The organism is Chryseobacterium sp. MA9 (assembly GCF_024399315.1).
Classification (GTDB): Bacteria; Bacteroidota; Bacteroidia; order Flavobacteriales; family Weeksellaceae; genus Chryseobacterium.
This window is the reverse complement of the sequence record NZ_CP075170.1, coordinates 1,346,434-1,372,622: the sequence shown is the minus strand read 5'-3', so window position 1 is coordinate 1,372,622 and position 26,189 is coordinate 1,346,434. Positions and strand designations below refer to the sequence as shown.

General features: G+C 35.0%; 27 protein-coding genes. 15 read left to right on the top strand and 12 right to left on the bottom strand.

Going from position 1 to position 26,189, the window contains the following annotated elements; genetic code table 11:
- Positions 1-79 precede the first annotated feature (79 nt).
- The gene (locus KIK00_RS06280; protein ID WP_255815697.1) at positions 80-778 is read right to left on the bottom strand and encodes a hypothetical protein; all 699 of its coding nucleotides are present in this window, start codon (positions 776-778) and stop codon (positions 80-82) included.
- A 681-nt stretch (positions 779-1,459) separates the two neighbouring features.
- Here KIK00_RS06280 and KIK00_RS06275 point away from each other — a divergent pair.
- Both KIK00_RS06275 and KIK00_RS22910 read left to right on the top strand, forming a co-directional pair.
- Positions 1,460-2,893, top strand: a complete 1,434-nt coding sequence (locus KIK00_RS06275) for a hypothetical protein (RefSeq protein ID WP_255815696.1) — start codon at positions 1,460-1,462, stop codon at positions 2,891-2,893.
- 69 nt (positions 2,894-2,962) lie between these two features.
- On the top strand, positions 2,963-3,196 hold the full coding sequence (locus KIK00_RS22910) for a helix-turn-helix transcriptional regulator (protein WP_370647748.1): 234 nt from the start codon (positions 2,963-2,965) through the stop codon (positions 3,194-3,196).
- Between the two features lie 84 nt (positions 3,197-3,280).
- Here the strand turns inward: KIK00_RS22910 and KIK00_RS06270 are convergent, their stop codons facing one another.
- The 3 genes from KIK00_RS06270 to KIK00_RS22905 are packed head-to-tail and all read right to left on the bottom strand — an operon-like array spanning position 3,281 to position 6,734.
- Positions 3,281-3,718 (bottom strand): hypothetical protein, encoded by a 438-nt coding sequence (locus KIK00_RS06270; RefSeq protein ID WP_255815695.1) that lies wholly within the window; start codon positions 3,716-3,718, stop codon positions 3,281-3,283.
- A gap of 49 nt (positions 3,719-3,767) precedes the next feature.
- A complete protein-coding gene (locus tag KIK00_RS06265; RefSeq protein ID WP_255815694.1) occupies positions 3,768-6,590 on the bottom strand; it encodes a T9SS type B sorting domain-containing protein in 2,823 nt (940 codons plus the stop codon).
- A gap of 51 nt (positions 6,591-6,641) precedes the next feature.
- Positions 6,642-6,734: a T9SS type A sorting domain-containing protein gene (locus tag KIK00_RS22905; protein ID WP_370647747.1), complete on the bottom strand. Its 93-nt coding sequence runs from the start codon at positions 6,732-6,734 to the stop codon at positions 6,642-6,644.
- Between the two features lie 359 nt (positions 6,735-7,093).
- Between KIK00_RS22905 and KIK00_RS22900 the strand changes: the two genes are divergently transcribed.
- Positions 7,094-7,285, top strand: coding sequence for a response regulator transcription factor (locus KIK00_RS22900; RefSeq protein WP_370647746.1), 192 nt, complete (start codon positions 7,094-7,096; stop codon positions 7,283-7,285).
- A 162-nt stretch (positions 7,286-7,447) separates the two neighbouring features.
- Here KIK00_RS22900 and KIK00_RS06260 read toward each other — a convergent pair whose 3' ends face one another.
- Complete coding sequence (locus tag KIK00_RS06260; RefSeq protein WP_047377503.1) at positions 7,448-7,807, bottom strand: hypothetical protein; 360 nt, start codon at positions 7,805-7,807, stop codon at positions 7,448-7,450.
- Between the two features lie 249 nt (positions 7,808-8,056).
- Here KIK00_RS06260 and gndA point away from each other — a divergent pair, with 249 nt between their 5' ends.
- From gndA to KIK00_RS06235, 5 genes are all read left to right on the top strand, one after another.
- Positions 8,057-9,475 carry an NADP-dependent phosphogluconate dehydrogenase gene (gene gndA, locus KIK00_RS06255; protein WP_255815693.1) on the top strand — a complete coding sequence of 473 codons (1,419 nt, stop codon included), beginning with the start codon at positions 8,057-8,059 and terminating at the stop codon, positions 9,473-9,475.
- A gap of 12 nt (positions 9,476-9,487) precedes the next feature.
- Positions 9,488-10,969 (top strand): glucose-6-phosphate dehydrogenase, encoded by a 1,482-nt coding sequence (zwf, locus tag KIK00_RS06250; protein ID WP_255815692.1) that lies wholly within the window; start codon positions 9,488-9,490, stop codon positions 10,967-10,969.
- Between the two features lie 27 nt (positions 10,970-10,996).
- Positions 10,997-11,707, top strand: a complete 711-nt coding sequence (gene pgl, locus KIK00_RS06245; RefSeq protein WP_255815691.1) for a 6-phosphogluconolactonase — start codon at positions 10,997-10,999, stop codon at positions 11,705-11,707.
- A 670-nt stretch (positions 11,708-12,377) separates the two neighbouring features.
- Positions 12,378-13,016 carry a TetR/AcrR family transcriptional regulator gene (locus tag KIK00_RS06240; RefSeq protein WP_255815690.1) on the top strand — a complete coding sequence of 213 codons (639 nt, stop codon included), beginning with the start codon at positions 12,378-12,380 and terminating at the stop codon, positions 13,014-13,016.
- Positions 13,017-13,372: 356 nt separating this feature from the next.
- Positions 13,373-13,612, top strand: a complete 240-nt coding sequence (locus KIK00_RS06235; RefSeq protein WP_255815689.1) for a hypothetical protein — start codon at positions 13,373-13,375, stop codon at positions 13,610-13,612.
- On the opposite strand, the gene KIK00_RS06230 is transcribed toward KIK00_RS06235, so the two are convergent.
- Positions 13,576-13,929 (bottom strand): hypothetical protein, encoded by a 354-nt coding sequence (locus KIK00_RS06230; protein ID WP_255815688.1) that lies wholly within the window; start codon positions 13,927-13,929, stop codon positions 13,576-13,578. The two genes, KIK00_RS06235 and KIK00_RS06230, sit on opposite strands and share 37 nt — an antisense overlap.
- Before the next feature lie 306 nt (positions 13,930-14,235).
- Between KIK00_RS06230 and KIK00_RS06225 the strand changes: the two genes are divergently transcribed.
- The 5 genes from KIK00_RS06225 (at position 14,236) to KIK00_RS06205 (ending at position 17,563) form a co-directional block, all read left to right on the top strand.
- The gene (locus KIK00_RS06225) at positions 14,236-14,715 is read left to right on the top strand and encodes a hypothetical protein (protein ID WP_255815687.1); all 480 of its coding nucleotides are present in this window, start codon (positions 14,236-14,238) and stop codon (positions 14,713-14,715) included.
- Positions 14,716-14,720: 5 nt separating this feature from the next.
- Entirely contained in the window at positions 14,721-15,647 is a 927-nt protein-coding gene (locus tag KIK00_RS06220) for an IS1595 family transposase (RefSeq protein ID WP_255815686.1), read from the top strand.
- Positions 15,638-15,877, top strand: a complete 240-nt coding sequence (locus KIK00_RS06215) for a hypothetical protein (protein ID WP_255815685.1) — start codon at positions 15,638-15,640, stop codon at positions 15,875-15,877. Before KIK00_RS06220 ends, KIK00_RS06215 begins: the two co-directional genes overlap by 10 nt.
- A gap of 12 nt (positions 15,878-15,889) precedes the next feature.
- Positions 15,890-16,411 (top strand): hypothetical protein, encoded by a 522-nt coding sequence (locus KIK00_RS06210; protein WP_255815684.1) that lies wholly within the window; start codon positions 15,890-15,892, stop codon positions 16,409-16,411.
- Positions 16,412-16,924: 513 nt separating this feature from the next.
- On the top strand, positions 16,925-17,563 hold the full coding sequence (locus tag KIK00_RS06205; RefSeq protein WP_255815683.1) for a TetR/AcrR family transcriptional regulator: 639 nt from the start codon (positions 16,925-16,927) through the stop codon (positions 17,561-17,563).
- A gap of 69 nt (positions 17,564-17,632) precedes the next feature.
- Here the strand turns inward: KIK00_RS06205 and KIK00_RS06200 are convergent, their stop codons facing one another.
- Genes KIK00_RS06200 through KIK00_RS06185 form a run of 4 tightly spaced genes read right to left on the bottom strand, consistent with a single transcriptional unit; the run spans position 17,633 to position 23,155 of the window.
- Complete coding sequence (locus KIK00_RS06200) at positions 17,633-19,162, bottom strand: peroxidase, FMP-type (RefSeq protein WP_255815682.1); 1,530 nt, start codon at positions 19,160-19,162, stop codon at positions 17,633-17,635.
- Between the two features lie 18 nt (positions 19,163-19,180).
- Positions 19,181-20,632: a ferritin-like protein gene (locus tag KIK00_RS06195; RefSeq protein ID WP_255815681.1), complete on the bottom strand. Its 1,452-nt coding sequence runs from the start codon at positions 20,630-20,632 to the stop codon at positions 19,181-19,183.
- Between the two features lie 4 nt (positions 20,633-20,636).
- Entirely contained in the window at positions 20,637-22,712 is a 2,076-nt protein-coding gene (locus KIK00_RS06190) for a GMC oxidoreductase (protein ID WP_255815680.1), read from the bottom strand.
- Positions 22,709-23,155: a hypothetical protein gene (locus tag KIK00_RS06185; RefSeq protein ID WP_255815679.1), complete on the bottom strand. Its 447-nt coding sequence runs from the start codon at positions 23,153-23,155 to the stop codon at positions 22,709-22,711. The genes KIK00_RS06190 and KIK00_RS06185 overlap by 4 nt, the downstream gene beginning before the upstream one ends.
- A 470-nt stretch (positions 23,156-23,625) precedes the next feature.
- Here KIK00_RS06185 and KIK00_RS06180 point away from each other — a divergent pair, with 470 nt between their 5' ends.
- Both KIK00_RS06180 and KIK00_RS06175 read left to right on the top strand, forming a co-directional pair.
- A complete protein-coding gene (locus KIK00_RS06180) occupies positions 23,626-24,333 on the top strand; it encodes a M20 family metallopeptidase (protein WP_255815678.1) in 708 nt (235 codons plus the stop codon).
- 86 nt (positions 24,334-24,419) lie between these two features.
- The gene (locus KIK00_RS06175) at positions 24,420-24,923 is read left to right on the top strand and encodes a M20/M25/M40 family metallo-hydrolase (RefSeq protein ID WP_255815677.1); all 504 of its coding nucleotides are present in this window, start codon (positions 24,420-24,422) and stop codon (positions 24,921-24,923) included.
- Here KIK00_RS06175 and KIK00_RS06170 read toward each other — a convergent pair.
- The gene (locus KIK00_RS06170; protein WP_255815676.1) at positions 24,920-25,336 is read right to left on the bottom strand and encodes a RidA family protein; all 417 of its coding nucleotides are present in this window, start codon (positions 25,334-25,336) and stop codon (positions 24,920-24,922) included. The genes KIK00_RS06175 and KIK00_RS06170 overlap by 4 nt on opposite strands.
- 154 nt (positions 25,337-25,490) lie before the next feature.
- A complete protein-coding gene (locus KIK00_RS06165) occupies positions 25,491-26,093 on the bottom strand; it encodes an FMN-dependent NADH-azoreductase (RefSeq protein ID WP_255815675.1) in 603 nt (200 codons plus the stop codon).
- Positions 26,094-26,189: the final 96 nt, after the last annotated feature.

Sequence of the window (26,189 nt, the reverse complement as noted above, 5' to 3'; positions counted from 1 at the left end):
ATAAAAACCACTTTTGTGATGATGTAAAAGTGGTTTTGTATTTTGAAAATCAATATTTTATAAGTCAGCGGGAAATTTATTAGGTACCATAATATACAATACTTAATGAAGCTGTAGTTAACCTATGAGGCCTTGTATAGTTAGCTCGGCAACTTATTATTTCACCAACATTAAAATAGGCTGTCACTCCTATGGTATTTGCTTCAAAAGTAAGATTGTCAGACAAGCTGCTTTGATTTACAGAGAGCTCAGTTGTTGTACCTGAAGCTGTTTTCTTAATAAAGGTCTGTACTGTTCCTCCAGTTGTAGGAGAATTCATACTGACATCTTTTTTTGTGTAAAGTGAAATGCCATAATATCCAGCTTTCAGTACTGTAAAATTTCCTGCGCTGTATGATAAGTTTGCAGAATTGATCTTGTTAGTAGTAAAAGTGTACTTAACTTCTGTATTGGCAGAAATATCAGCGGTTGATGCAATTCCTGTGGCAATTCCTACAATAGAAGGAATACTTGCTGTTGTTCCGTTTACAAGGTTACCATTAGCATCAGTTCCTAATAAACTGAAGTTTTTATAATTTTCCAAGCGTACAGATCCATCATCAGATACGCTAAGCAGCTCCTTGTTCGTACTGTCATTAATCTCCAGAGCTTTTGTAGCACTAGTGGCTCCTTTACTAACTATATCAACGGTAGCACTAGGTGTTGTAGTATTCATACCAACCTGTGAATACACATTCAATGAGGCCAGTAGAACAATGGGTAATAATAATTTTTTCATAGATGTAAAGATTTTAATTTTTTATCTGAGATTTACAGATATGTTAACTTCATGTACTATAAATCAATTAGATTCATTTTGTTTGTACAATATTACTTTCTGAGCTTTATATTATGCAAAATTTTATCTATTACATAGCTATGACATGACTGCAATGTATTGGTAATCAAAGTTTTGTTTTTTATTGAAAAAAGGTATAAACTATTTAAAATATTCACTTTTTGTGATATTTACAGAGGGGAATCAATTGCTATTTTTTGAACGGAGGGTAAAGCCGAACTTAAAGTAGTTGCTGTATTTACACAGTACAGCGGGTTTGGTCTATCAAACTGAAACTTATTCTTATTATTCATTTGTAGAGTTTGATTTTTGTAGCGGGAAGAGAAAATAGTCTGGATAAATAATTAGATTCCATTTCTTAGAAAATAAGCAAAAAAAACAACAATAATTCTTCAGGTAATATAGGTGTCATATCTATGTCATACCTGTATCGGTTTTATTTTTCTTTAAATATTTTATCATTGCCTTTACAATTGGCTATGCTTTCATATGATTATTGATTGGATGCTGAATATTCTTATTATTGATGGTTTTTTAATAATCAAATCATTGATTTTGCTTTAATTATTGTATTATTTTACTATTATATTTGTTATATAAATTATTACACATACTTATTACATGATGAAATTTCTCTTTTTGTTTTTCCCATTCTTACTGTTTGCACAGTCTAAAATCACTACAACAGCTATTGATAAAATGCTGGAGAAATCCAATGCTCTTCTTATTGAAGGACAGACTGATGAAATGGTTACATTGAATCTTTCGATACTTGAGGATGCTAAGCATATTAATTATGCAGAAGGTAAATTGTCTGCATATTATAATCTCGCTCTTGCTTTTTCTATGCAATACAGATATAATAAAAGCAATTACTTCTTAAAGATGATGGAACCCGAATTTAAAAATTCGGATGCTGAAGATCAGGAAATTTCCATGAATATATTATACAGTATTAATTACAGAGGAATTAAAATGTATGACGAAGCCCTGAAAAAATTAAAGAAAAATCTGGTGATGGCAAATAGTTTAAAAAATGATTCTACAAGATGTGCCATAAAAGGACTGATTCTTGTCCAGATGGGACGGAACTATTTGGAGAAAAAGCAATATGACTCTGTTACTTATTATGGAAAGAGAATTGTTGGTGAACTGAAGAAATCAAAAAAAATGGACGCAGGCATGAATTCAAGCTTAAAAGCGGCCATGTTACTTTTAACGGAAGCAAAGCTTAACGAACACAAAATTGATTCCGCCGAATTTTATATCAGATCTGCTCAATCTGTACCAGTCAATTGGGGAAATAATGATTTTTTAACATTTAAACTTTTGGGACAAATTCATGATGTGAGAAAACAATATGATTTGGCAATCGCAGATTATGAAAAAGCAATAAAGCTTGCTGCAAAAGCAAAGAATTTCAGGAAATTATCAGAGTTATACGGTTTAATAGCAAGATCATACGAAAAAACAGGCCAGCTTGATAACGAAAATAAATATGAGCTTAAATATAATAGTCTTAGTGACAGCTTAAAAAGGATAGATGAAGAGAATCTGAAAGATACTGTAGGATTGCTTGTGGAAGAAAAACAGAAACCCTTGGAACACAAAACCAATCTTTTATTATACGTTATGCTGATGGGAATTGTAACTGCAGTTATTGTCATCTTTTTTGTACATGCCAGAATGAAAAAGAAAGATAGAGTGTTGAATATAAGAGAAAAGGAAACTCAGGAACTTAATCAAAAACTGAATTTTGCCTTTGAAGAAGTTATTCAGCTTGCCAAAAATAATGATCCGCACTTTCTGGCTCGTTTTCAAGAGGTTTACCCTGAATTTATCCCGAAATTATTAAAAATTGAACCTGAGCTGCAGAGCACAGAATTAAAATTTTGTGCCCTCTTATTTCTTAATTTCTCTACTAAAGATATCGCAACGTATACCTTCGTTCAGCCTCAATCTGTACAGACCAGAAAAAACCGTCTGCGTAAAAGATTGGGAATTCCATCTGATGATGATATTTATCTATGGATGAAAAAGATGTATACTCAATAATATGAGAAGAATAAATTCACGAAATATGATGGATGTTTTATATTGTTGATTTTTCATATGTAATACCTAATCCATGAATATTGTCCCCGTTTTTCAGAAGAGCTGTTAAAAATTTCTCCTTTAAAAATATCGGAAATAAGATTCTGTGCTTACATCTATCTGAATTTTTCTACCAAAGAGATTGCAGACTATACATTTATCTCAGTAAGGACTGTACAAACCAAAAAATATAATTTAAGAAAAAAGCTTAATATTCCTGCTGACATGGATATCTATGTATGGTTTTCCAAATTATTCAAGTAAAGTAATGGTACCAAAATAAAAAGAGACTACTTCATTCACGAAATAGTCTCTGTTTTTAAATTAATATCCCGTCAATGCCGGCTGTTAATTTTTTATGGTGGAAATATGGATGCATTTTTGTCCGTTAAAATCTACAAGTTCAATGTTGTCAATCATTTCATTATAGACCCGGGTAGTGGTATCGTTAAACTGATATCCTTCAATAAATACAGGTCTGTCCTTTGGAAGATTACTTTGCTCATTGAGCATTTCCAGCGATAAACTGTCAGGATAACCTTCATTTTTTTTAAACCTGATCTCTATTAAGCCGTTGTCAGCGAGATAATCAAACTTCTTTAAATGAGAAGGCAGACTGGCCTTGGTTTTATAAATGTTTACTTTTTCAATACCGCTTTTGTAAAGATCAAACATGCTGGCAGTTCCAATGGCATCATTGTAAACAGCAAATTGTACGCTGCTGTTTTTCTGGGCCCAAAGTAGACCTGAAGAAATAATGAGGAATATATATAATAACTTTTTCATAATAAAATAGATGTTTAAATGTCCAACGATTTACTGTAGAGGGTTGGGACTAATTCCTGTTTTTTACTACAACCCATCCCGTATATTTTATTGGAGTTTGTTTTGTATTGTTCTCATTCCAGCCCATATCAAACCAGTAGGTTCCGGTAGGTACTTTTTTGCCATCCATGGCTCCGTCCCATTTAAATCCGTTTAATTTACTTCCTACATGAAGCTTACTTCCGTATCTGTCATAGATGCTGAACGTGAAGTTATTTTTATTTGCCAAAGCAGAATAATCAAGGACGTCATTTATTCCGTCACCATTCGGAGTGATGATGTTGATCAGATTAGGAACCGTGATTTCTACCTGCAGAGGAGCACATTTGTATGAATCCCTTACGTAGAAAGTATGGCTTCCACGAGATATATTGGTAAATATATTTTCATCCTGCCAGTTGATATTGTCCATCGAATACTGATAAGGTGCTGTTCCTGCAATTACGTTTAAAGTAACCGTATTATTGTTAATAGTAATATCCGAAATAACAGGGTTTTCAGAAGCATACACCTTCACCGTTTGTCTGGTGGTACATTCTCTGGTTTTCAGATCTACCCAATAGGTTCCAACTCCTACATTTTTGATGGACTGTGTTGTTGCTCCCGTACTCCATTCATAAGAAGTAAAACCTGGCCCTGCATCTAATGTAGTAGTGTTTTCTATACAGATAATTTTATCCTTTAATACTTCTGAGTACATAGGAGGAATAACCGTAAGGGTTACTTCTGCAATTCTATAACATCCGTTGGCATTACTTACCTTAACGTAAACCACACCATTGGGGGCAATATAATTGGCTGGAGTCAGAATTTCGTTTGTTCCGTTGTGTGCATCAGTAGGAGATGGATAATACTGCTTAATAGTTCCTGGTTGCACATTAACTCCTGCTGATGTTAAATTAAATACCCCGAGCATAGGATTAGAAGGCTGGAAGCATGATCTTAAGGCCGCATCTTTGACGATTGGACTTTCAGAAACCGTTAATGTTAAAGTTACCTGTTCACAATCTGTAAAATCCGGATTGTTTCCACAAAACTTATAAACAATAGTATCAGTACCCAGATAACCGAAGTTGGGAACATAATTAATCACTCCTGCCGCATCAATGGTAACTGTACCATTTGCCGGAGGAGTAATGATAGTTACAGTACTCGGAACATAAGTTTGGGTAGAATTGGTAAACTCAGGTACTATAGATAGATATCCTTCACAAACAGTTATCGCTTTGGTAGACTCTTCAAGACAGGTATACACCTTATAAACCGGAGTAGTTGCCGGATTACAACTGCCTACTGAAATTTTTACCGTATAATTCCCTGCAACCAATGGAGTATAAGTATTGGCATTGGCTCCGGTAATAGGGTTTCCGTTCAGGAACCATTGGTAGGTGTCGTAGCTGTCACTCACTTCCAGTACAATACCCGGAATACATTCTCCAGTCTTTTTGGAAATCAATGGAATAGAAGAGAAGCCTGCGAAGTATCCACCATATCCGGATGTACTGTATCCACCGTTAATACCCGCCGTTACAGCCTTATTAGAAACAACTGTTACATTTCCGGTGATAGATGGGATAGCATAGGTCACCCAGCCGCTATTTCCCGTTAATGCAAAAGGTCCTTCTGCGGCTGTGGGAGAATTTCCGTTTACCGTTACATTGGCTCCGGCTTCCGTTAAAATATTCAGTTTTACAACAGCTCCGGTTGGGACCGTACTTGTTACTCCCGGTCCGGTTGGCATTTCGTTGATCTTCCCGATTTCTTCAATTTTTCGGGGTAGAAAACAGTTTAATGGTGGGATGTAGTTGAAACCACAGGTTGCACTGCTGTTATTCACAGAAACCATCTGATATAAATAGACATTTTTTGAAGTCGTAATAAACATATTAAAGTGCCCGGAATTTCCCTGCTGAACATAGTTACTTCCTGAAATCCTGTAAAATTCCCCACTGTTGATGGTTGCAATAGGGGTGCTAGAACCATTGATGAATATTTGGGTATTATTTTCTGTTCCTATAACGATACCACCTTCCAGATCAGCATTGGTAGATCTGGTTCTTACCATAGCAAAAGTACTTCCAAGTCTATCCGTAGGTACAGACTGATCAAGAATAGCATCCGATCCCGTACTGGTGTTGCTTCCAAAATTTCCATTAACATTTCCGTTGGTAAGGGTAATGGGTTTATCAGAAACAATTTTAGCTCCAATAAAAGCCGATAGGTTTTGACCATTTGCTCCCGGACCTCCGGCAAAGATAAAAGATTGTCCTTTGTTAAGAGTAATGGTTTGCGAATGAGTTGGTGGTGTTCCTCCAAAAAATGTTACATTTCCGTTCCAGGTAACTGTTACAACCGTATTGTTTTCTGTTGCCAATATACCTGCCGTGAAGTTATATAAGGTAAGTGATGCGGTAGTAGGAGTTCCGGCTACATAAAATTCTTTACCGATCCCGGCTTTTCCTTTACTTGTTATAATTTCAGCGTGTGTAGTACTGCTTACCATTCTTAATGAACAGTAGAAGGGCTTGGCCCCTTGTACATATAAACCTTTATTGATAGTAGTGAAAGCATCTGTTGTAACATTGGCGGCTATATTGCCAATGGGAACCACAAAAGTCTGAGGAGCGCCCTTACTGATGGTTACATTGCCAATCGGAACGTTGTTGCTGTTAATCGTAACAACAAAAGGAGTTGCAGAATCGGTAGAAAGATATAATGCCTGCGTGTAACTTACAGAGGCGTAATAGGGTGCAAACCAGTGATCTGTATCTCTTTGAGCACAAACAGGAATGCCTAATACGAAGAGTAATAGACTAAATATAAAGCTTTTCATGCATTGCTGAATTTTGATCTTAAAAATTACGAATTCTTTTTTAAAAATCAATTATGATTCTTTTATTAATTTTTTATGAACAGTTGTACCTCCATTTTCTATCTCTATTATATATATTCCTTTGATAAGATTGCTAAAATCAATAGCGTTGTTCAGAATTATTCCAGTAGATATGAGCCTTCCAATAGCACTGTAGATTTTGTACTTATGTTATTTACATATAATATAATACCGAACTTACCGGATTAGCATAAATGGGAATACCCGCTTGGTTAAGAGAATTGGGAGCCGCCGGTTTTGAGATTCTGACAGTGTAATATTCCCTTGTTAATCACAGTGTTGCAACTTTAGAACTCGATGATAATGGAGAAATCTCTAAAATAGTCTGTGTAGTGCCCTATTCAATTAATCGGACTGCATGAAATGTCAGGATCATATCCAATACCTCAAAAAGCTATTGGAAATATAATCTCTTTACAGGGAAATGAACGGAAGAATGTAAAATTACCTTAAAAATAAGGAAAACTGAAATTATAGGACTCTATCCTCGGGGATTAAAAATAGAAGAAATTGCAGAGCAATTGTTTGTGTTACCCAGTACCATAGAGTTTCACAGGAGCAAATTGTTTGAAAGAATTGGTATAAAAAATATTATCGAAGCAATATCCTACATAATAACAAATAATTTGCTTTAAACTTTATTTTTTCTAAATGTATTTCAGACCGAAGGTGCTGAAAAACAAATATCTTTTTCGGGTAGTTACAGTTTTTAAATACTAAGAACTGTTTGCTTCTTATACATATGTTTTTGAGAATTGTCCCTCTATGTTTTGTAGAGGGACAATTCCCGGAACAGCTTAATTAAGCTGATAATTTGTGATCACTAAACTCAGGATGAAATGAACATAGTTTTCTTCTACCTCTTTTCTGTTGATCAATTTGTTTTTATACTCATAAGAATTCAGGTCTCTGGATAATTTCTGATACGTTTCGAAATCATCGCCTTTAATCTTTACTCTTATATTACCATCTCTTCTGTTGATAATTACGTCATCTAAAGTTCTTACTTTAAATAAAACTTCACATAATGTAGGACGAGCCTTCATTGACCCGATATATCTTTCAACTATATTAATCTTGAACGAATCAAATTTGATGGTATTAAAAACGATTTTAGAATTAGGTTCCTGAGTGTTGAGTTCAAGTTTATAGTTCATTACTTTATAAATTTTGGCAAATATAAGTTTAATTATGCCAAAAAACAGACTGTTTTAATAGATCATTACCATAATAATGATTGAATTTTATTCTATAAAAAGAAAAACATATGAAAATGTGAATATTAGTAGCTTATAAATGAGGGGAAAACGGAAGTCTTGCGATTTTTTTTCTTCCTTTATTTTTTTCCTTATAGGCATTTACGTAATTTTATTCTCTGTAATTAAATTCATATTAATACCAATATAATGGAAAGATATAGTTATGGAATAGTTGGCCTTGGAGTGATGGGGCGGAATCTTCTTTATAATATTGCTGACAACGGATTTTCAATCGCAGGATTTGACCTTGATCAGGAGAAAGTAAAAGAATTAGAGAATGGTGCTGCTTCAGAAATGAAAGTAAAAGGTACAGGCTCTTTAGAAGATTTTGTATCTGCATTAGAAGTCCCAAGGAAAATTATTCTTATGGTTCCTGCAGGAAAACCTGTAGATGCAGTGCTGGAAAACATTACCCCGCTTTTGAATGAAGGTGATATCGTAATTGATGCAGGGAATTCTTATTTTGAAGATACCAACAGACGCGTTGCTGATCTGGCATCTAAAAAGCTGCATTTTATGGGAATGGGAGTGTCAGGTGGAGAAAAAGGAGCCAGAAGAGGTCCTAGTATAATGCCTGGAGGTGATCTGGAAGCTTTCAAACTTCTTAAGCCAATGCTTGAAGCTATTGCTGCAAAAGTAGACAACGAAGCATGTACAGCGTATATGGGGAAAGGATCTGCCGGAAACTACGTAAAAATGGTACACAACGGTATTGAATATGCCATTATGCAGCTTATCAGTGAAGCTTATGATCTGCTTAAAAGAGGTGCCGGGTTGAATAACGAACAGCTGTACGAGGTTTTCAGAGATTGGAATAATGGAGAAATGAATTCATTCCTTATTGAGATTACCAGAGATATTTTTACTCAGAAAGATTCATTCACAGAAAATTATCTTGTTGATCAGATTTTAGATAAAGCAGGAGCAAAAGGAACCGGAAAATGGACCTCTGAGCAGGCCATGGAAATCGGAGTTTCTATTCCTACCATTGATATTGCGGTAACTTCAAGAATTTTATCCGCCTATAAAGATGAGAGAGTTCAGGCTTCCAAGATATATGCTGAAAAAGAAATCACAAAGGCGGAAAACACAGAATTGTTTATCAAGGAAGTGGGGGATGCTCTTTTTCTTTCAACATTAATAAGCTATGCACAAGGCTTGTCTTTACTGGTAAAAGCATCTGCGGAATACGGTTTTGAAATTCCACTGAAAGATGTTGTGAAAATCTGGAGAGGGGGATGTATCATTCGTTCCGTATTGCTGGAGAAGTTCTACTCAGCTTACACTCAAAACCCTGATCTTTCTAATATTCTGCTTGATCACGATATTTCTGAATTGGTAAAATCAAAAATCAAAGCCTTAAGAAAAACAGCCGGATATGCTGCTGCAAACGGTATTTCAAGTTTGGGAATTCAGACAGCTTTAGGATATTTTGATGCTTACACCACAGAATCTCTTCCTGTGAATCTGATCCAGGCTCAGCGTGATTATTTCGGAGCTCATACCTACCAGCGTATTGACAGGGAAGGAGTATTCCATACTTCTTGGCAAACTGCAAACAATTAAAATTCGGAAAAAATGAATCAAAATAGAATCTTGCAGCCAACAACAATCGTTATTTTTGGTGCTACAGGAGATCTGGCAAAAAGAAAACTTTTTCCGGCATTTTACAACTTATACATCGACGGCAGAATGCCCAAAGGCTTCAATATTGTTGCATTGGGAAGAGCCGAAAATACAGATGAACTTTTTAGAAATTATATTAAAGAAAACCTGGAGAGTTTCTCCAGAAAAAAAGTGACTTCTGAGGATTGGGCAGGTTTTCAGGCTCATATTACTTACTTTCAGCATCAGTTGGATGAAGAAAGTTCTTATCAGAATCTGCAGCAGAAGTTGCTGGACTTTGATACCGTTTACGGAATGAGAGCTAACAGGTTATTTTACCTGTCGATAGGACCTAATTTCATTTCCACTATTTCCAATCATATTAAAACGACAGCGTTAGCTTCAGATCCGAAAAAAGACCGTATCATTATTGAGAAGCCTTTTGGCCACAATAAGCAGTCGGCGATTGAGCTGAATAGTCTTCTGGCAAAAACATTTGAAGAAGAACAGATCTATCGTATTGATCATTATCTGGGAAAAGAAACAGTGCAGAATATATTGGCATTTAGATTTGGGAATTCAATTTTTGAGCCTTTATGGAAGCATAAATATATAGAATCAGTACAGATAACAGTAGCGGAAGAAGTAGGAGTGGAGACAAGAGGTGCTTTTTATGAGCAGACAGGAGCATTGAGGGATATGATTCAGAACCATCTGTTGCAGATCCTGTGTATGGTGGCTATGGAACCTCCGGCTTCATTGGAATCAGGCGAAATAAGAGACCGTAAAGTTGATGTTCTGAAATCAATTCGCAGAATTTCTCCGGATCAGGTTGAGCATTATGCGGTAAGAGGCCAATATGGGAAAAGTACAATAAACGGGGTGGATGTGAAAGGCTACCGCCAGGAGAGCGGTATTGCTGGGGATTCCAATACGGAAACCTTTGCTGCGATAAAATTTTATCTGGATAACGAAAGATGGCAGGATGTTCCTTTCTATGTTCGTACAGGAAAGAAAATGAAAGAAAAGCATTCTTATATTACCATACAGTTTAAGCCGCTTCCTCATTCCACATTTTCAGATAGTCCACATCTTTTATCAGCTAACAGGTTAATTATTAATATTCAGCCGATGATGGATATCAGATTACAGTTTATGACGAAAAAACCAGGACTGACCCTGGATTTGAAACCAGCAGAAATGATTTTTGATAATTTTGCCTGTCAGGATGATACACCTGAAGCTTATGAAACCTTGTTGCAGGATGCCCTTTTAGGAGATCTTACTTTATTTATGCGTTCTGATCAGGTAGAAGAGGCCTGGGATGTTGTTACAACAATACAGGAAGCATGGGAAAATAATAAAGACTTATCCTTCCCGAATTATAAAGCAGGAAGCTGGGGACCGGAAGACTGCAATGCTTTGGTGGAGAGGCAGGGACATAGCTGGGTATAAAACAATATAAATTTAAACAGATAAAAAATGAATATTACAGTATTTGACGATCTGGAAAAACTGTACGCAAAGGCAGCAGATGCATTTGTTGACCTTTCAAAAAAATCTATTCAAAAAAATGAGCGTTTTGTGGTAGCACTGAGTGGCGGTTCTTCTCCAAAAGCCATTTTTAAACTATTGGCAACTCCAAAATATAAAGAACAGATTGAATGGAATAAAGTCTACTTTTTCTGGGTTGATGAACGTTGGGTTCCTTTACATGATGATAAAAGCAACTTCAGAATGACGGATGAGGCTCTTCTCAGCCAGGTTCCTGCTAATAAAAACCATATTTTTCCTATGTACGCTGAAGGAGTCACTCCTGAAGACTATGCAAAGACCTATGAAGAACAGATTAGAGGTGTTCTTGGGAACGAAGGTGTTTTTGATTTTATACTTTTGGGAATGGGGGATGACGGTCATACTGCCTCTTTATTTCCCGGTGAGGAAATTTTAAATGAAAAAGAAAAGTGGGTTGCTGCCTATTATCTGAAACCTCAGGAAATGTTCAGAATTACTTTGACTGCACCCGTAATCAATAATGCTGAAAATATTCTGGTTATCGCATTTGGTGAATCAAAAAAGCACGCATTAAATGAAGTACTGAACGGTGAGTATAATCCATCATTATATCCATTACAGCTTATTGAAAAAAAGGACGGATATCATTTTTTCACAGACGAAAAAGCAAAAGGATAACAAACTTTTTGACCTTTAAAAACATGAGACTGTCCTAGGACAGTCTCTCTTCATATCAACTATTCTATACCGAAGTCGGTATATACAATTTTCTGTATTTCAAAATCAAAAATCTGAACTTTAAATTTAAAAACAGCATCATTAAAGAGCTAATGATACTGTTGCATTTAGTGTTTTTACCTTAGTTGCTTGTGTTCGAAACTTTTTAATTTTTCTCAACTCAATAGTGCTTCTATATAAAATGGTTATTAGTTTGGAGCAAATATACAAAATAAGACACTTCTGAGTGTCTAAAAATAAAAAAAAATAAAATTATTTTCATTCAATGTATAATTAAATTGATAAAATCCTGTAACAGAAGGCGTTTCAAAGTATAAATAAAATTAAAAAAAATAATAGAATAGTTATCTATGACCGCCAAATGCTTCTGTTAAACAAAAACAGCACCATAAAAATGGTGCTGTGAGTAATGTTTTACCTCAGTCATTGAATGTTAAAAACATTTAAACTGAGGGAACTAACGGTACAATCTGATCTCTCTCAATCTCACAACTTTGATCGTTCGTTTATATAAAATGGTTATTAGTTTATGCAAATATATACATTTAGACACTAAAAAGTGTCTAAAAACAAAAAAAATTCATAAACTTGTATGATTGAAAAGTTTACAATGGAAAGAAAGTCAGTTGCAGGAAGTATCCGGAACAAGGAACGCAGTAAAAAAAATTTTTTGGACGCAGTGGGAAAAATACTGAGAACAAGAGGACATGCTGCTTTGAAAGTGAATGATATTGCTGCTACAGCCGGTGTAGACAAAAAGATGATTTATACTTATTTTGGCGGGATAGACGGGCTTATAGATGAATATATCCGGTCTCAGGGCTACTGGAGCAAAGTAACCATTAATGAAATAGAAAAGATAAAACCGAAATTGGATGACGGAGGAAAGTCTTTCATGGAAGAAATGCTTTTGTCACAATTTGATTATGTTTACAATAGCAAAGAAGCGCAGAAATTACTACTGTGGCGTATCTCGGAGCCTAGAAAATCACTAAGAAAACTTACCGATATTCAGGAAGAAAATGGTGAATATATTTTTAAACTGCTGATGGATCCTCATTTCAAAAAAAATGTTGAAGAAGTTCGCTCGATAATGGCTATCCTAGTTTCCGGACTTTATTATCTGAATATGTACTCTGCCATGAATGGCAGTATCTTCTGCGGAATAGACGTGGACACTTCTAAAGGGCGGGAAAAAATCAAAAAAGCAATCTCCTTTTTATTAAATCAAACTTATGAGAATCTGTAATATCCAGTTTGTAATAGTCTCAGGGATTACTGGTAAAAAACAAAACCATTAGAAATCTCTAATGGTCAGTTGTGTTGTGTTTCTACCTTAGCTGTTTCGTGTTCGAAATTGTCTTAAAGTAAGGGAACATAAATAAAACAGTCTGAATTGTCTTATTTTTCAACCTAAAAGTGCTTTAAAATATATAGATGGTTTTAGTTTGTACAAATATATAAAATAAGACACTGTAAAGTGTTTAAAATAATAATTTTTGGTAACTATACGTTAGTTTACACAAACATAAAAAACAAAACAACAAAGACCAACTATTAAATTAGTAGGTCTTTTTTTATTAACAATTTTAAAATTTACTAAAAATGGAAAATTATAATAATTTAATTTTGAAACAAAAGAAAATTTTACATCTTAAAACAATATTATCTAATCTAAATGTGATGATTTTAGATGATAATCTACCATTTGTAATCACAATGATACCAAATAAAAAACATATAGATTATGAAGATTTAAAAGTGTTTTTAGAAAACAGAACATTACCTGAATACAATGAGTTTTTACCTCAAATTGAAGATTTTTTAGGCAGCAATTCAGAATAGATCTTTTCACTCTCGGAGTGTAGTTCTTCATTAATTTTTATAGCATCTTGATATGCTTGTTTAATAGTATCTACAGAAAGTAATGAAATATCAACACCCTTTAAACTTAAAATTGGTGGAAGTAAGGTAAATGTTAAGGCAAAATAACTTTGTTTTTGAGTTATGAAAGTTCTAATCTCAAATAATGAATGCAGATCATCTTCTACAAAGTGAAAATGAATATGTTCGTTAATTTCTTTTATAATTTCATCTTTTGCGTTTATTAAACCCTCTTTGTTTGTAGCTAATAATTCTTCTAATTTTTCAGTTATATCCATAAATTTTTTGCTCTAAATATAGGTAAAAAAGGTACAATTTTTGTATTTTTGTAGGAATATTTATCGAACAAGAAAGCGTTAAGCTATTTTAATCTGGGTTCTGAAATCTGACAGTTTCGACACTTTGCCCCACACGATTAAAGTAACTGAAGCTCACTCCATATGGTGTGGGTATATGTTGCTATTTATCATTGGGGCAGGTTTTGTCAGAACCTCAGAACAGGATTATAGTCTACAAACCCACGCCTTTCTTTTTTAAACCAAAAATATTTCTACTTTGGGTTTGAGTGGATTATCAAATTCACTATGAAAAAAATTATCTTTTCCTTATGCATGTTGTTTGGAGTTTTCTGTTTCTCTCAAACAGTAACAAAGAAGTATAACTCATATTATAACAGATATGAATATTTTGATTCTTCATCAAATCTAATAGGTTATGAAAAATACAATAGTTATTCTGGTCAATGGGAGTATTACAGCTTAAAAAGCCCTCAACAATCAAGGCAACCTTATCAGTATAAAGATCCTCAGCAATTAGATATTTCTAATTTGGGGAATGCTGCAACCACTTTACAGAACAGATATAATAGTAATCAGAAAAATGCTCAATCTGTTGTAGATGATATTCTTTATCAAATAAAGTCTTTAGATATATCTGATGATCGTAAAAACAAGATCATTGAATCTTTTAATAAGACTGTTATTAATAATATGGAAAGCCTTTATAGAGGTAATGTTAGTTGGCTCTATGATGCTGCTAATACAATCATTAAAAACACAAAATAGTAGATATGTTTAACACCAACATAAAATCAGTATTTGAATTAACTCAAACCTTTTCAACAGAACAGGATTGTATTGATTATTTGGAGATGTTGAAATGGAACAAACTTCCTGTAAGTCCTTTTGATGAAAATTCAAAAGTATATAAGTGTAAGAATAATCAATATAGATGTAAGAATACAGGAAAGTACTTTAACATTAAGACGGGAACAATGTTTGAGAATTCTAAAGTTAGTCTTCGTAAATGGTTCATGGCTATTTGGCTTGTTACGTCCCACAAAAAAGGGATTAGTTCTATACAGTTAGGAAAAGATATTGGAGTGAGACAAGCAACAGCATGGTTCATGTTACAAAGAATTAGAGCATGTTTTGGTATTGAGAATAATAATGAGCTTGAAGGTATTGTAGAATGTGATGAAACTTTTATTGGAGGTAAGAACAAGAACCGTCACAAAGACAAGAAAGTTCCACACTCACAAGGGCGAAGTTTTAAAGATAAAGTTCCTGTGATGGGAATGTTACAAAGAGATGGTAAGATGAATGCTTTTGTTGTACCTGATACAAAAAGAAAAAGTATTCAACCATTTATTTATAAGTATGTCAAACCTACAACCCAAACAATCATTACTGATGAATGGTGGGCTTATAACGGATTGAATAAACATTACGATCATAGAATTATAGATCATTCTAAAAAAGAGTATGTAAGTTTGCAGGACAATAATGTACACACAAATAATATAGAAGGAAGTTGGAACATACTTAAAAGAAGTGTTTCAGGAATGTATAATCACGTTTCAAAAAAGCATCTTCAAAAATATGTTGATGAATTTGTGTATAGATTTAACCTGAGAAAGGTCACCGACCAAGAAAAATTCAGATATTTGTTGTCAAATTCAAATGTCCGAACTAAGTATAAAGAATTATGTCATTAGGTGAAGCACTTAAAGAAAAAAATGTGAGATACATTACAAAAGATGGTGTAGATTATTTTTATGTTGAAGATATAAAGAAAAATTATGAATATTTTGCATTCGATGGCACTGAAATAATTTACATAGACAATATTCCTTTAGTTGATGGCAAACATGTGCTTAAATTAGTGGAATTCGATTTGAATATGAAAAAGGTTTTAAACTTTAAACCTAAAAAGAAAGATAAGTAGTTTTAATTGTTTATGCCAGGATTAAAGCCATACAAGAAAGTAATTTACTTTTCAGGTGAAGAAAAGGAAGCTAAAGTTTATGAATACATTGATAAACTGATAGTTTTATTTCCCTTATTCGATTACTTTCGTCCTTATGAATTTTACAAAATAATTGAACCAGAATTTAAAAGTCCAAAAATCACGAGTGTTAATAATGAAATACAAATGATGATGGAAAAATTGGGTTACATAGAACATCCTCCTGGGGGTAATGCAGTCTATGTACTAACAGAAAAGGGAAGATTAGTAAAAGAAAAGGGAGGACATTTTAAATACCTGAAAAGTCTTGAGCCTAAAAGAGATTGGTTTAAAATCATTCCAATTATATTATCAATAGTTTTTGGAATATCAATGGCTGTTATTGGAGTTTTGAATTATAAACTCAACAGAGATAAGGATAAATCCAGTATTGAAAAAGAACAATTAAATAGACAGATTGATTCTTTAAAAGAAAAAATCAAAATATTAGAAAATAAAAGAGGACTTAATTGAGTCCTCTTATTTTTAACTAAGCTGGTGTAAACTGGCGTATAATTACCTAATTTTTTTTAAAATTTAATTTAATTATTTGATTTTCAGATTATTAATTTTATCATGAAAGAAATTATTCTTTGATTGATGCTCATATTTTAATTTAATCATATAACAAAAAACAGAAATCCTTTTTCAAAATAAAGGCTGCATGTCAGCAATTGAAAGGAATAAGCCAATAAATATCTATTGAAAAGTGTTTTATTTATTATCATAACAGCTCTTTGAGAATAAAGATAATACCATTATAGAAATTGATGCTGTTTGGTTGGGTTTCCCCCTCAGTTGTTTATGTTCTTTAAACTGAGGGAACTAGCGATACAATCTAAATGGTTTTTAATTTTTCAATCTCAATAGTGTTTTATCTAAATGGTTTTAGTTTGTACAAATATATACAAATAGTTGAAATTAGACACTTGGTAGTGTCTAAAATGATAAAAAAATTCCTTAAACTTGTATATTGAATGTTTAGTCATGGAAAGAAAGTCAGCATCAGGGAGTATTAGAAATAAAGAACGCAGTAAGAAAAAATTTTTAGATGCAGTTGGGAAAATTCTGAAAACGAAAGGACATGCAGGATTGAAGATAAATGATATCGCTGCAACTGCCGGAGTAGATAAGAAAATGATCTACACCTATTTTGGTGGTATGGATGGTCTGATGGACGAATATGTTCGTACACAAGATTTTTGGGTGAAAGCAACCAGTGAGGAAGTGGAAAAGATGAAACCGAACCTGGAAGATGGAGGAAGAGAATTTATCGAGCATATGCTGCTTTCACAATTTGATCACGTATACACTAATAAAGAGGCTCAGAAACTATTGCTGTGGACCATATCCGAACCTAGAAAATCATTAAAAAAACTAATTGATACCCAGGAAGAAAACGGGGAATATATCTTTAAATTATTGATGGAATCCCGTTTCAAAGATAAAATGGATACCTATCGATCTATCATGGCGATTATGGTTTCAGGGCTTTATTACCTCAATATGTTCGCCTCTCTGAATGGCAGTATTTTCTGCGGGATAGACACCAATACACCTGAAGGACGTGAAAAGATCAAAAAAGCGATATCCTTTATGGTGGATCAGACCTACGAGAATCTTTAATATATCATAGAAAAGATAAAAAAAGAGGCAATAATCTGCCTCTTTTTTGTATCATATTGATGAGTAATTTTATCCTTTATGATAAGGACATCCTGAAGCTGCGCTGGAATTTCCGGCAGTATTAAAGAACTGCTCTTCAATCACTTTTCTTTGATCCTCAGGAATATCTTCTAGTTTACGAAGTGTATTAACCTGGATGTGAGGCCAGCTTGTGGTACCTCCGTCATTTCCAAAATCAAATTCAAAGAATACAATTTGCTCATATTGCAGCTGAAGAATTTCTTTCCCATCTTCAATAATGGTTTCAATCCACATATCCATATCCACTTCAACAGTCGGAACGAAACGGTTTACAAAAGGAACATTTAAAATACCTCCCTGCGCTCCGGTTTTCATTTTGGAAGACATTCTCACATGTACGTGATTGCTGACCTTCTGACCTCTTAATGTATCCCTGAGCCTAAGATCAGGTCGTACAGAATAAGGATATAAATCATGTGCGAGTATTCTCTGGGTGTAGATCTTATTTGATCCCGGATCATTATCATCATTAAGTGTTTCATGAACCCAATCCGGTGCGGGCTTATCAAGATCAATAATTTTTTCAGGTGTTACCCCTGCGTTTCCCATTGTACGGGAAATGGAAAGATGGTTGGTATCCCATGCCTCTTTACCATAAGGGAAACTAGGAGAACCTTCAATTAAATAAAACGTTGTATTATCTTTATTTTGAGGAATAATATCTCCTAATAAAGTAATGGTACTTCCATGAGGAATAACACCGCTTCTTGAGATAGAGTAGTCCGGGATAAAATAAGGACCGTCAAGTCCTGCTCCAGGCTTTATTTCCTGTGCCGGAACTATCTCATAATAAGGCTGTCCCGGCTGCAGCTGGCTTTGAAGAATATACTGAGGGTTTTGCTCTCCGTCAGGTGTTATTCTTACAAGAGGTTCATCTCTGTATTCTCCTGTATAGCCATACTTTTTAGCATCTTCCGTTGAAACGGCATGAATACCGCGGTCTCTTTCAATAGATTCTTTAGTTGCCGCATGGTTGTAGACATCACTCAGCCAGAGATACATTCCGTTTTCTTCATGGATGGGGGTGTATTTTAAAGCTTCCTGTCCCTCTACAGTATTGACACTTTTAATACTTTGCTCATACTTAACAGCTCCACAGAAGAGTTCACTGGCACCACCGCGGTTACGAACTCCGCCCGGGACAATGGAAAATGTTAGCTTCTCGATATATTCTTCACTATCAAAAGCAAATTTTCCGGGTATGGTCCCTGAATTGGTTCCAGGGGAAGGCATAATGGTAGTATGCACCCCGCTTGCTAATGAAGGTTTAGTAATATCTTTATTGTAATTAACATTATAACTTACCCATGTACCAGACAGTGCTGCCAGAATTCCATAATCTACGCTATTCTCTATTGCCTGCAGATTGTCTTCTCGGAATGGTCTTACCGGATCATCGATAAGAAGTTTTGAATATCCATCCATTAGCTCAGCCAGATTAATTTCATTTTGGCCTGGCATTTTACGGAGCAACTGTTCTTCTCCCGCTTGGGGACTTTCTTTTTTTCTTTTAAACATGATATATCGTTTTTATGGTTATAAATCGGTGTATTCAAAAGTTGGCCCTGCATTGCTTTGTGAATCCAATGGTTGTTTCATCAGGTTAACAGCCTGTTCTTTCAATGCATACATGTACATAATGGATTTTTCCAATTCTCTTTGGTTTCCTTCCACAGCACTTTGTATAGCGTCTAATAAACGTCTGTATGTTTTATTAAACTCTATGCCCTGTGCATATAGTTCTTTGTTTTTAATATAATCTTCCACTTTAGGATTAGGCTTCATAGGATATGCTTCATTCCAGTCAACAGGTAAGTCTTTTCCGTTTGGTGGAGTAGTAACAGGCATCATACCGTTTTCATCCATAAAAGGCCCGTAGTTTCCACCAAGATAGAAATGCTCATGGAATACTTCTTTAAATCTGAAATAATGAGCCAGTTCCATCCCTTCTTCGAATTGAGACGGATCAACATCGAAAATAGAATCGTCAGCACCTTCACCCTGTCCTTTGATTTCCTGGAAAACAGCAATTACTCCAGCTACTGCTTCTACAGAATGTAATTTTCCGCCACTTCCATAGTATTGCTCAGGACGGATTTGCTTTGCAGGATTTCCTGTGAAAATTCCTCCGGTATTTAATTCTTCAAAATTCTTCGGAAGAGTTCCATGTTCTTTGTAATAAGCAATGATTTGGAAAATAACAATATAGAAGAATAAAACATCATAATATTCACCAATAGTATGGACATTTTCCATGATGAAACCTTTCATGTTTTCAAGGGTCCACAAGGTGGTATCCTGTACGGCAGCTCTTTGGGAATATAATGCTGAAGAACCTGTTTCGTTGTCATATTTCGGAGCTTTTACCAAAGGGTTTCCTGGACTTTCAATGGCAATAAAAGTTGCAATACTGTTACTTGAGAATGTTTCCAGTCCTACATAGAAATCAACATTCATGGGTAATTTCATTGGATAAGTAGGGTAGTTCTCCTGTTTGTTGACAGATGGCTGGATGTCAATTGCATTCAATACATTACAAACCATGATGAGGTGAAGCATTTCTTCCACAGCAACACTTCGGATGATTTGTGAAGCTAAAGCATTAGTTCCATCCTTGATGGAATACAAAGCTGTAAGATAAGGTGGAATGGTAGAATGCTCAATTAGGATTGCCGTCTGTAAAAGATCCTGTAAAATAGGTTTATAATCAATTTCAGTCAATCCTTTTTTTGATTCAGAAACTTCGGAGCTGAACTGAGATTCCAGATAAGCATTAAAATCATCAATCTGATCATTCAGTAAAAGAGAAGTCACTGTTTTGCTGTGATGTTTTAATCCTTCAATCCAGTCTTCTTTGCTAAGTGCTGAATCAAATAATAAAGAAGGTAATGAAACGGCATCTGCAACGACAGTACTTCTGCTTGCCATTCTTCCTGCTGTTAATGTTTCCTGTGGTTGTGCTGTTTTATTGATAAGTCTTTGTCTCATGTTATTATTTTTTAAGTTGAGTTTCAAGATCAGCAAGAATAGATTCTACTGAACGGATTGTGAATGCTGATAATGTTAAAGTAGGATTTGAAGTTCCTAAAGTGGTCATGTTTCCTGCTCCTACGATGTATAAATTCGGGTGATCCCAAGCTTTACAATAACTGTTGGTTACAGAATCCTCTGCTGTAGAACCCATTCTGTGAGTTCCCACAATATGGCCGGCTCCGTTGTAAGAATATCTTACTCCATTGTACATCACAGAATTCTTGTCTTCAGCAGTATATTTTGTGAAATCATCAATATTTAATTTTTTGAACATCTGATCAGAAGCATTTTTTGCCTGTTCCATAGCCTTCATCTCGTATTCTGTCAGTTCATAATGAATAACAGGGCGTGGAATTCCAAGAACATCTAAATACTGATCATTAATGGTAACTCTGTTATTTGGATTAGGTAACTGCTCAATTTCAAAATGAAATAAAACCTGTTTTGAAAGTCTGTTGGTAAGCTCTTTTCTTAATTCTGTTCCGAAAAGCTTCTGGCTGATAAAATATCCAACATCAGATCCCGGAGAAAATGCCGGCCAGCCCCAGCCCCAATTGTCAAGCGGAGAGATCCACGCAGAAAATTCACCTCTGAAATCTCCATCACGGAAAGACGAGATATTGGTGGTAGAACCAGGACCTCTGTATGGATACACCGGTTCAGGGAAAAGTCCCCACGTAAGCATTACCATATGATCCATCAGGTTTCTTCCCACCTGATCACTGCTGTTGGCCGCCGTTTTTACAACATTATTAACTGTATATTTGGAATTCAGCAGGATTTTTGGATTTTCAAAAGCATTGGCAGCCAGAATCACAATAGCATCTGAAGTATCAATAGATTCTTCAACGAAATCTGTTTTCTCTTTTGAAGTATATCTTCTCAGATGAACCTTTGAGATTTTATCCTTATCGTTCTGGTCAACACTTAATCTGTAAACCACACTCTGTGCCTGAACCTGCATGTATGGATTACGCTTAAGGTTTTCATTATCATTAAGCTTATACAACGCTTTTTTTAATGTTTTTAAAGCATTGTATTTAGCCTGAACAGGACAGATCGGAACGCAGGAAGCATTTCCCTCACAACGTTCTCCCATATAAGGATTCCATACAGAACCAAGAGCTTTATACTCTTCTTTTTCAGAACTGTCTAAAACCAGTTTATATCCGGAATCTTTCGGTTCCGCCTTAATGATCTTTGTTTTTCCGTATTTTGGATTCGGAATAGAATTTCTTCCCTGAGGAGAAGGTACCATCATCAAAGGAATTTCTCCGGAGCTTAGCTTTACGCTCGTACCTTTAAGACCTTCAATGATCTTATGATCCATATAACTTTGCGGAATTTCTTCCATCGGGAATACATAATCTCCATAGTATTGCTCCATATTTTCAGAAATTGGATATTCCTGTCTTGAAACATCTCCGGAAACCCCGATTTCAAATTCTGCCATTTCATAATAAGGCCTTAATTCTTCATAATCTATCGGCCAATTAACAGGACTTGGTTTATCAGAATTTGGCTGAGGAATCGTAATGCCATATTTCTCTGTAAGTTTAAAATCATTCGGAAGCATTCTTGGGGTAGTTCCCAGCCAGTGAAGAGTAGTTCCGCCTCCCACTCTGATGGCGTCACTTGCAAACGGCATTGGCCCGAATTGTACCAGATACCCCTTTTTATCAGGAAACGGCTGAATGATGTGTTCCATATCGAGAACATTTGGAGAAGGTGCCTGCTTCAAATTCGGATAAGGAGAGTTGGGAACTTTAGCTTCTTCTCTGTAGAAAGTACGGATATACTCATTGTAAGTAGTCATTGAAGATACAGAATCCAGTTCAAGACCGGCTTCCAATCCGGCTTCGTACATGAGTATTGATATTTCCTTGATATTATCCGATTTTCCTGCATCTGCACGGTGGATCATTTTACCTTTTGCTACATCAAATACATGATCAGACAGCAGTTTTGCAATTAATGATCCTGCGATCCCCGTTCCTACGATGATTACATCTTTTTTGTTATTGGTTGGATTCATGAGTTGCTGTTTACAGGTTTAATATTCCACGATTTGTAGCCAGGTTGTTTTGCTCCGGGCGGATGAGAATGCATCAGGTTCCAGACAAGACCTTCTTTGTAAGAAAGATCATTGATATAAGCTCCTTCCCAGGTTCCCAAATACCACATGGTGATCACTTTTCCGGCAATATCATTCATTCCGGGGTTGGCAATAATTTCGGATTGAATGGCGTTTTTCAACTGATCTTCATCAGAAGAATTTTCAAGAATATTTTTAGAAACAGTAAGGAATTCTACGAAAGTAGCCGCTTCCAAGCTTTTCAGAACGTAGGTGTAATAGGTTTCTGCCAAGCCTGTAGATTGTAATTCATTTACAGTAAACCCGGAAAGCGCTTCCGAGATAGACATAAACACGTCGAAATAATAATCGTCGACGTTGAGGATTTTGTTAATAATATTCATTTCGTTAAAAATTTGGGTTAGATATCTTCAACTCCTTTCAACAGGAAGTGATCATGCTGATTGATCTATAGCAGCCGGATTTCAGATACAATTTCTCTTTCAGAAATGAATGCATGCTTTTCAAGCTATCCATAGTTGTCAGTTTTTGTTTACCCGAAATTAATCAGATCCTCTCAGATAAGATTCAGTATTTCTACGTAATTTATATTGATGTAATTTTAATTTTTTGTAACAAAGCCTTTGCATAAAGTAGTTTCAAGAGGTTTCGTTTTCACTTAGTTTAGAATTATTTTAAATAATGTGGTAGTGAATAGGGAATAATATGGAAGCAGAATAGATTCAATTGCTTATTAAAATAATAATAATAAATTGATCATAAGGATGTAACAAAGATGAAGTTGTATAGTCTAATTTGTATAGGTAAACTTTTGACACAATAATTGTCAAGATAAAACTACTTACCTCTGACTATGAAACAACTTACATTAACTTTATTATGCTTTGCTTCCGCTCTTTTATCTGCACAAGGATTGAGCAGCAAAAAAGAAACAGTAACTCATTCTTCTAAAAATATCCAGAAACAGAATCTCCATCAATCTGTCCAGCTTGAAACGGATAGAATATTTGATAAACTGGTTAATATCAGGAGGGATTTTCATGAAAATCCGGAGCTGGCAGGGAAGGAGAAACAGACTCAGGAAAAAATTAAACGGTATCTGCTTGATCTCGGTCTGGAAGTTAAAACAGACCTATATGGTTACGGTGTGGTAGGGATTCTGAAAGGGGATCAAAAGGGAAAAAAAATAGCCTGGAGGTCGGATATGGATGCATTACCGAATGATTATCCTGATCCTGAAACTTTCAAATCGAAAATAAAAGGCATTCAGCATGGCTGCGGTCACGATATACATATGGCAGTTGGGTTAGGAATTGCTGAAGTTCTTTCAAAAAATAAAAAATCTTTAAAGGGAACGGTCTATTTCATATTTCAACCTGAAGAAGAGACGTTCAAAGGGGCAAAAGAAATGTTGGATAAAGGGTTGCTTTCTATAATAAATCCTGATGAAATCTACGGACTGCATGTGACGGCAATACCTGTAGGACAGATCATGGTGAAACCTAATGAAATGTTTGCCTATCAGAAGAAAATAAGAGTTCAGAAGAGACAACAGAGTTAACGAAAAAGATCAGTAACTTTCTGTCTCGTATTCAACCCGGAACTAAGCCCTGGGAAATACAATCCATTGTTGATCCTAAAATCGGATTGACAAATCCTGATACTGTTTTCAAAGATTATCTGTTCATGGATGGGAAATTTGATATCTATTCTAAAAATAATGAATCCTTTCTTGAAGCCTATTTATATGAGACGAATTCTTCTAATTTAGGTAAAATAATTCCAGGGGTTCAGAACATCATAGCGGATAGCGGATATAAAGAAAAGCTTCTTTCTGTGTCATTTGTCCAGGATAATCCAACGGTTATCAATGAAGAAAAACTGACAATATCAGCTACAGAAATCCTTCAGAATCTGTATGGTAAAAATACAATTGCTCCAGATTATGGGCAGGTTCCGTTTTTTAATGATGATTTTTCTTATTTTCAACAAAAAATCCCAGGAGTATATTTCTTCCTGGGTGGTTCCAATTTTGAAAAAGGTGTGATTGCCATGAATCACTCTCCTAATTTTCAGGTGGATGAAGAAAGTATCAGAACCGGAGTAAGAAGCTTTTCATCATTAATAATTGAACGACTCAACAGGAACTAACTTTTCACTGCAATTGCATCTATCTCGAACAGCATCCCGGGTAAAGCCAGCTGACTTACCGGAATAAGTGTACTGGTAGGCAGGAATGACTCCTTCCATACTTTCTTAGCTTCTTCCGTCCATATCTCAAGTTTTTCCTGGTTGTGGTCTACAATGAGAAGGGTAATTTTTACAATATTCTCAACCGTCATGAAATGGCTCTGTAAAACGATTTTTAAGTTTTTCAAAGCTTCCTGAACCTGAGTTTTAAAATCATCAGCTAATACATGGTTTTCTCCTACACCGCCACTCTGTCCGGAGATAAAACACATCTGGAAAGAAGAATCTACAGAAATACTGTGTGAAAACCCGTATGGCCCCGGATTAAATAGTTCTGTAGGATTGATCAGCTGAGGTTGTTTATTATTTTCCATAATTTTTATTTTAATCAAGCAAAAATGAGAGATAAAAACAGAAAAAGTCTTTACATATGTTGAAGAAAATATTCTTTTAATTGTGTAAACTTTTTTTAAAATGATGAAAATTCAATTAAAAATGCTGTTCATCAGGAACAGCATTTTTAATTTTTTATTCTACAATTATACTTTCAATCCCTTTTTGCAGGGCTGTTTCCTGAATAACCGGAACAGAAAGACCTTCTGCACGGACAACAGAAATATCCGTCATTCCCATAAATCCAAGAGTTCGTTTTAAGTAAGGAACTACAAAATCGTAGGCCTGCCTTTCTCCTTCAGAATATACTCCGCCACTTGAAAAAGCAAGGTATACTTTTTTGTTTTTTACTAGTCCTTCAGGACCGTTTTCGCTGTAGCTGAATGTTTTTCCTGCTCTGGCAATATGATCAAGCCATGATTTAAGGGTAGAAGTGATGCTGAAATTGTATAGTGGAGCTTCAATGACAATGATGTCTGCTTCATGAAGTTCATCAATTACTGTATCAGAAAGTTTCACAGTTTCCAGCTGCTCAGAAGTACGTTGTTCAGCCGGGGTGAAAAATGCATTGATATGGGCTTCTTCTAAATGAGGAAAAAGAGGGTTGGCAAGATCACGCTTTTTAAAAACACTGTCAGGATATTTTGCTGTGATTTTTTCTACAACGGCATTTCCCAGTTTTTTACTGATGGATGATTCGCTTCTTGGGCTTGAGATAATATGAAGTACTCGTTTCATTTTTTATTTTTTTAAAATTGATGTTTCAAAATTATCTATATTTACTAATAAAAAGATAGTAGTTACTAAAAGGTTAGTAATAACATTTAGGTTAGT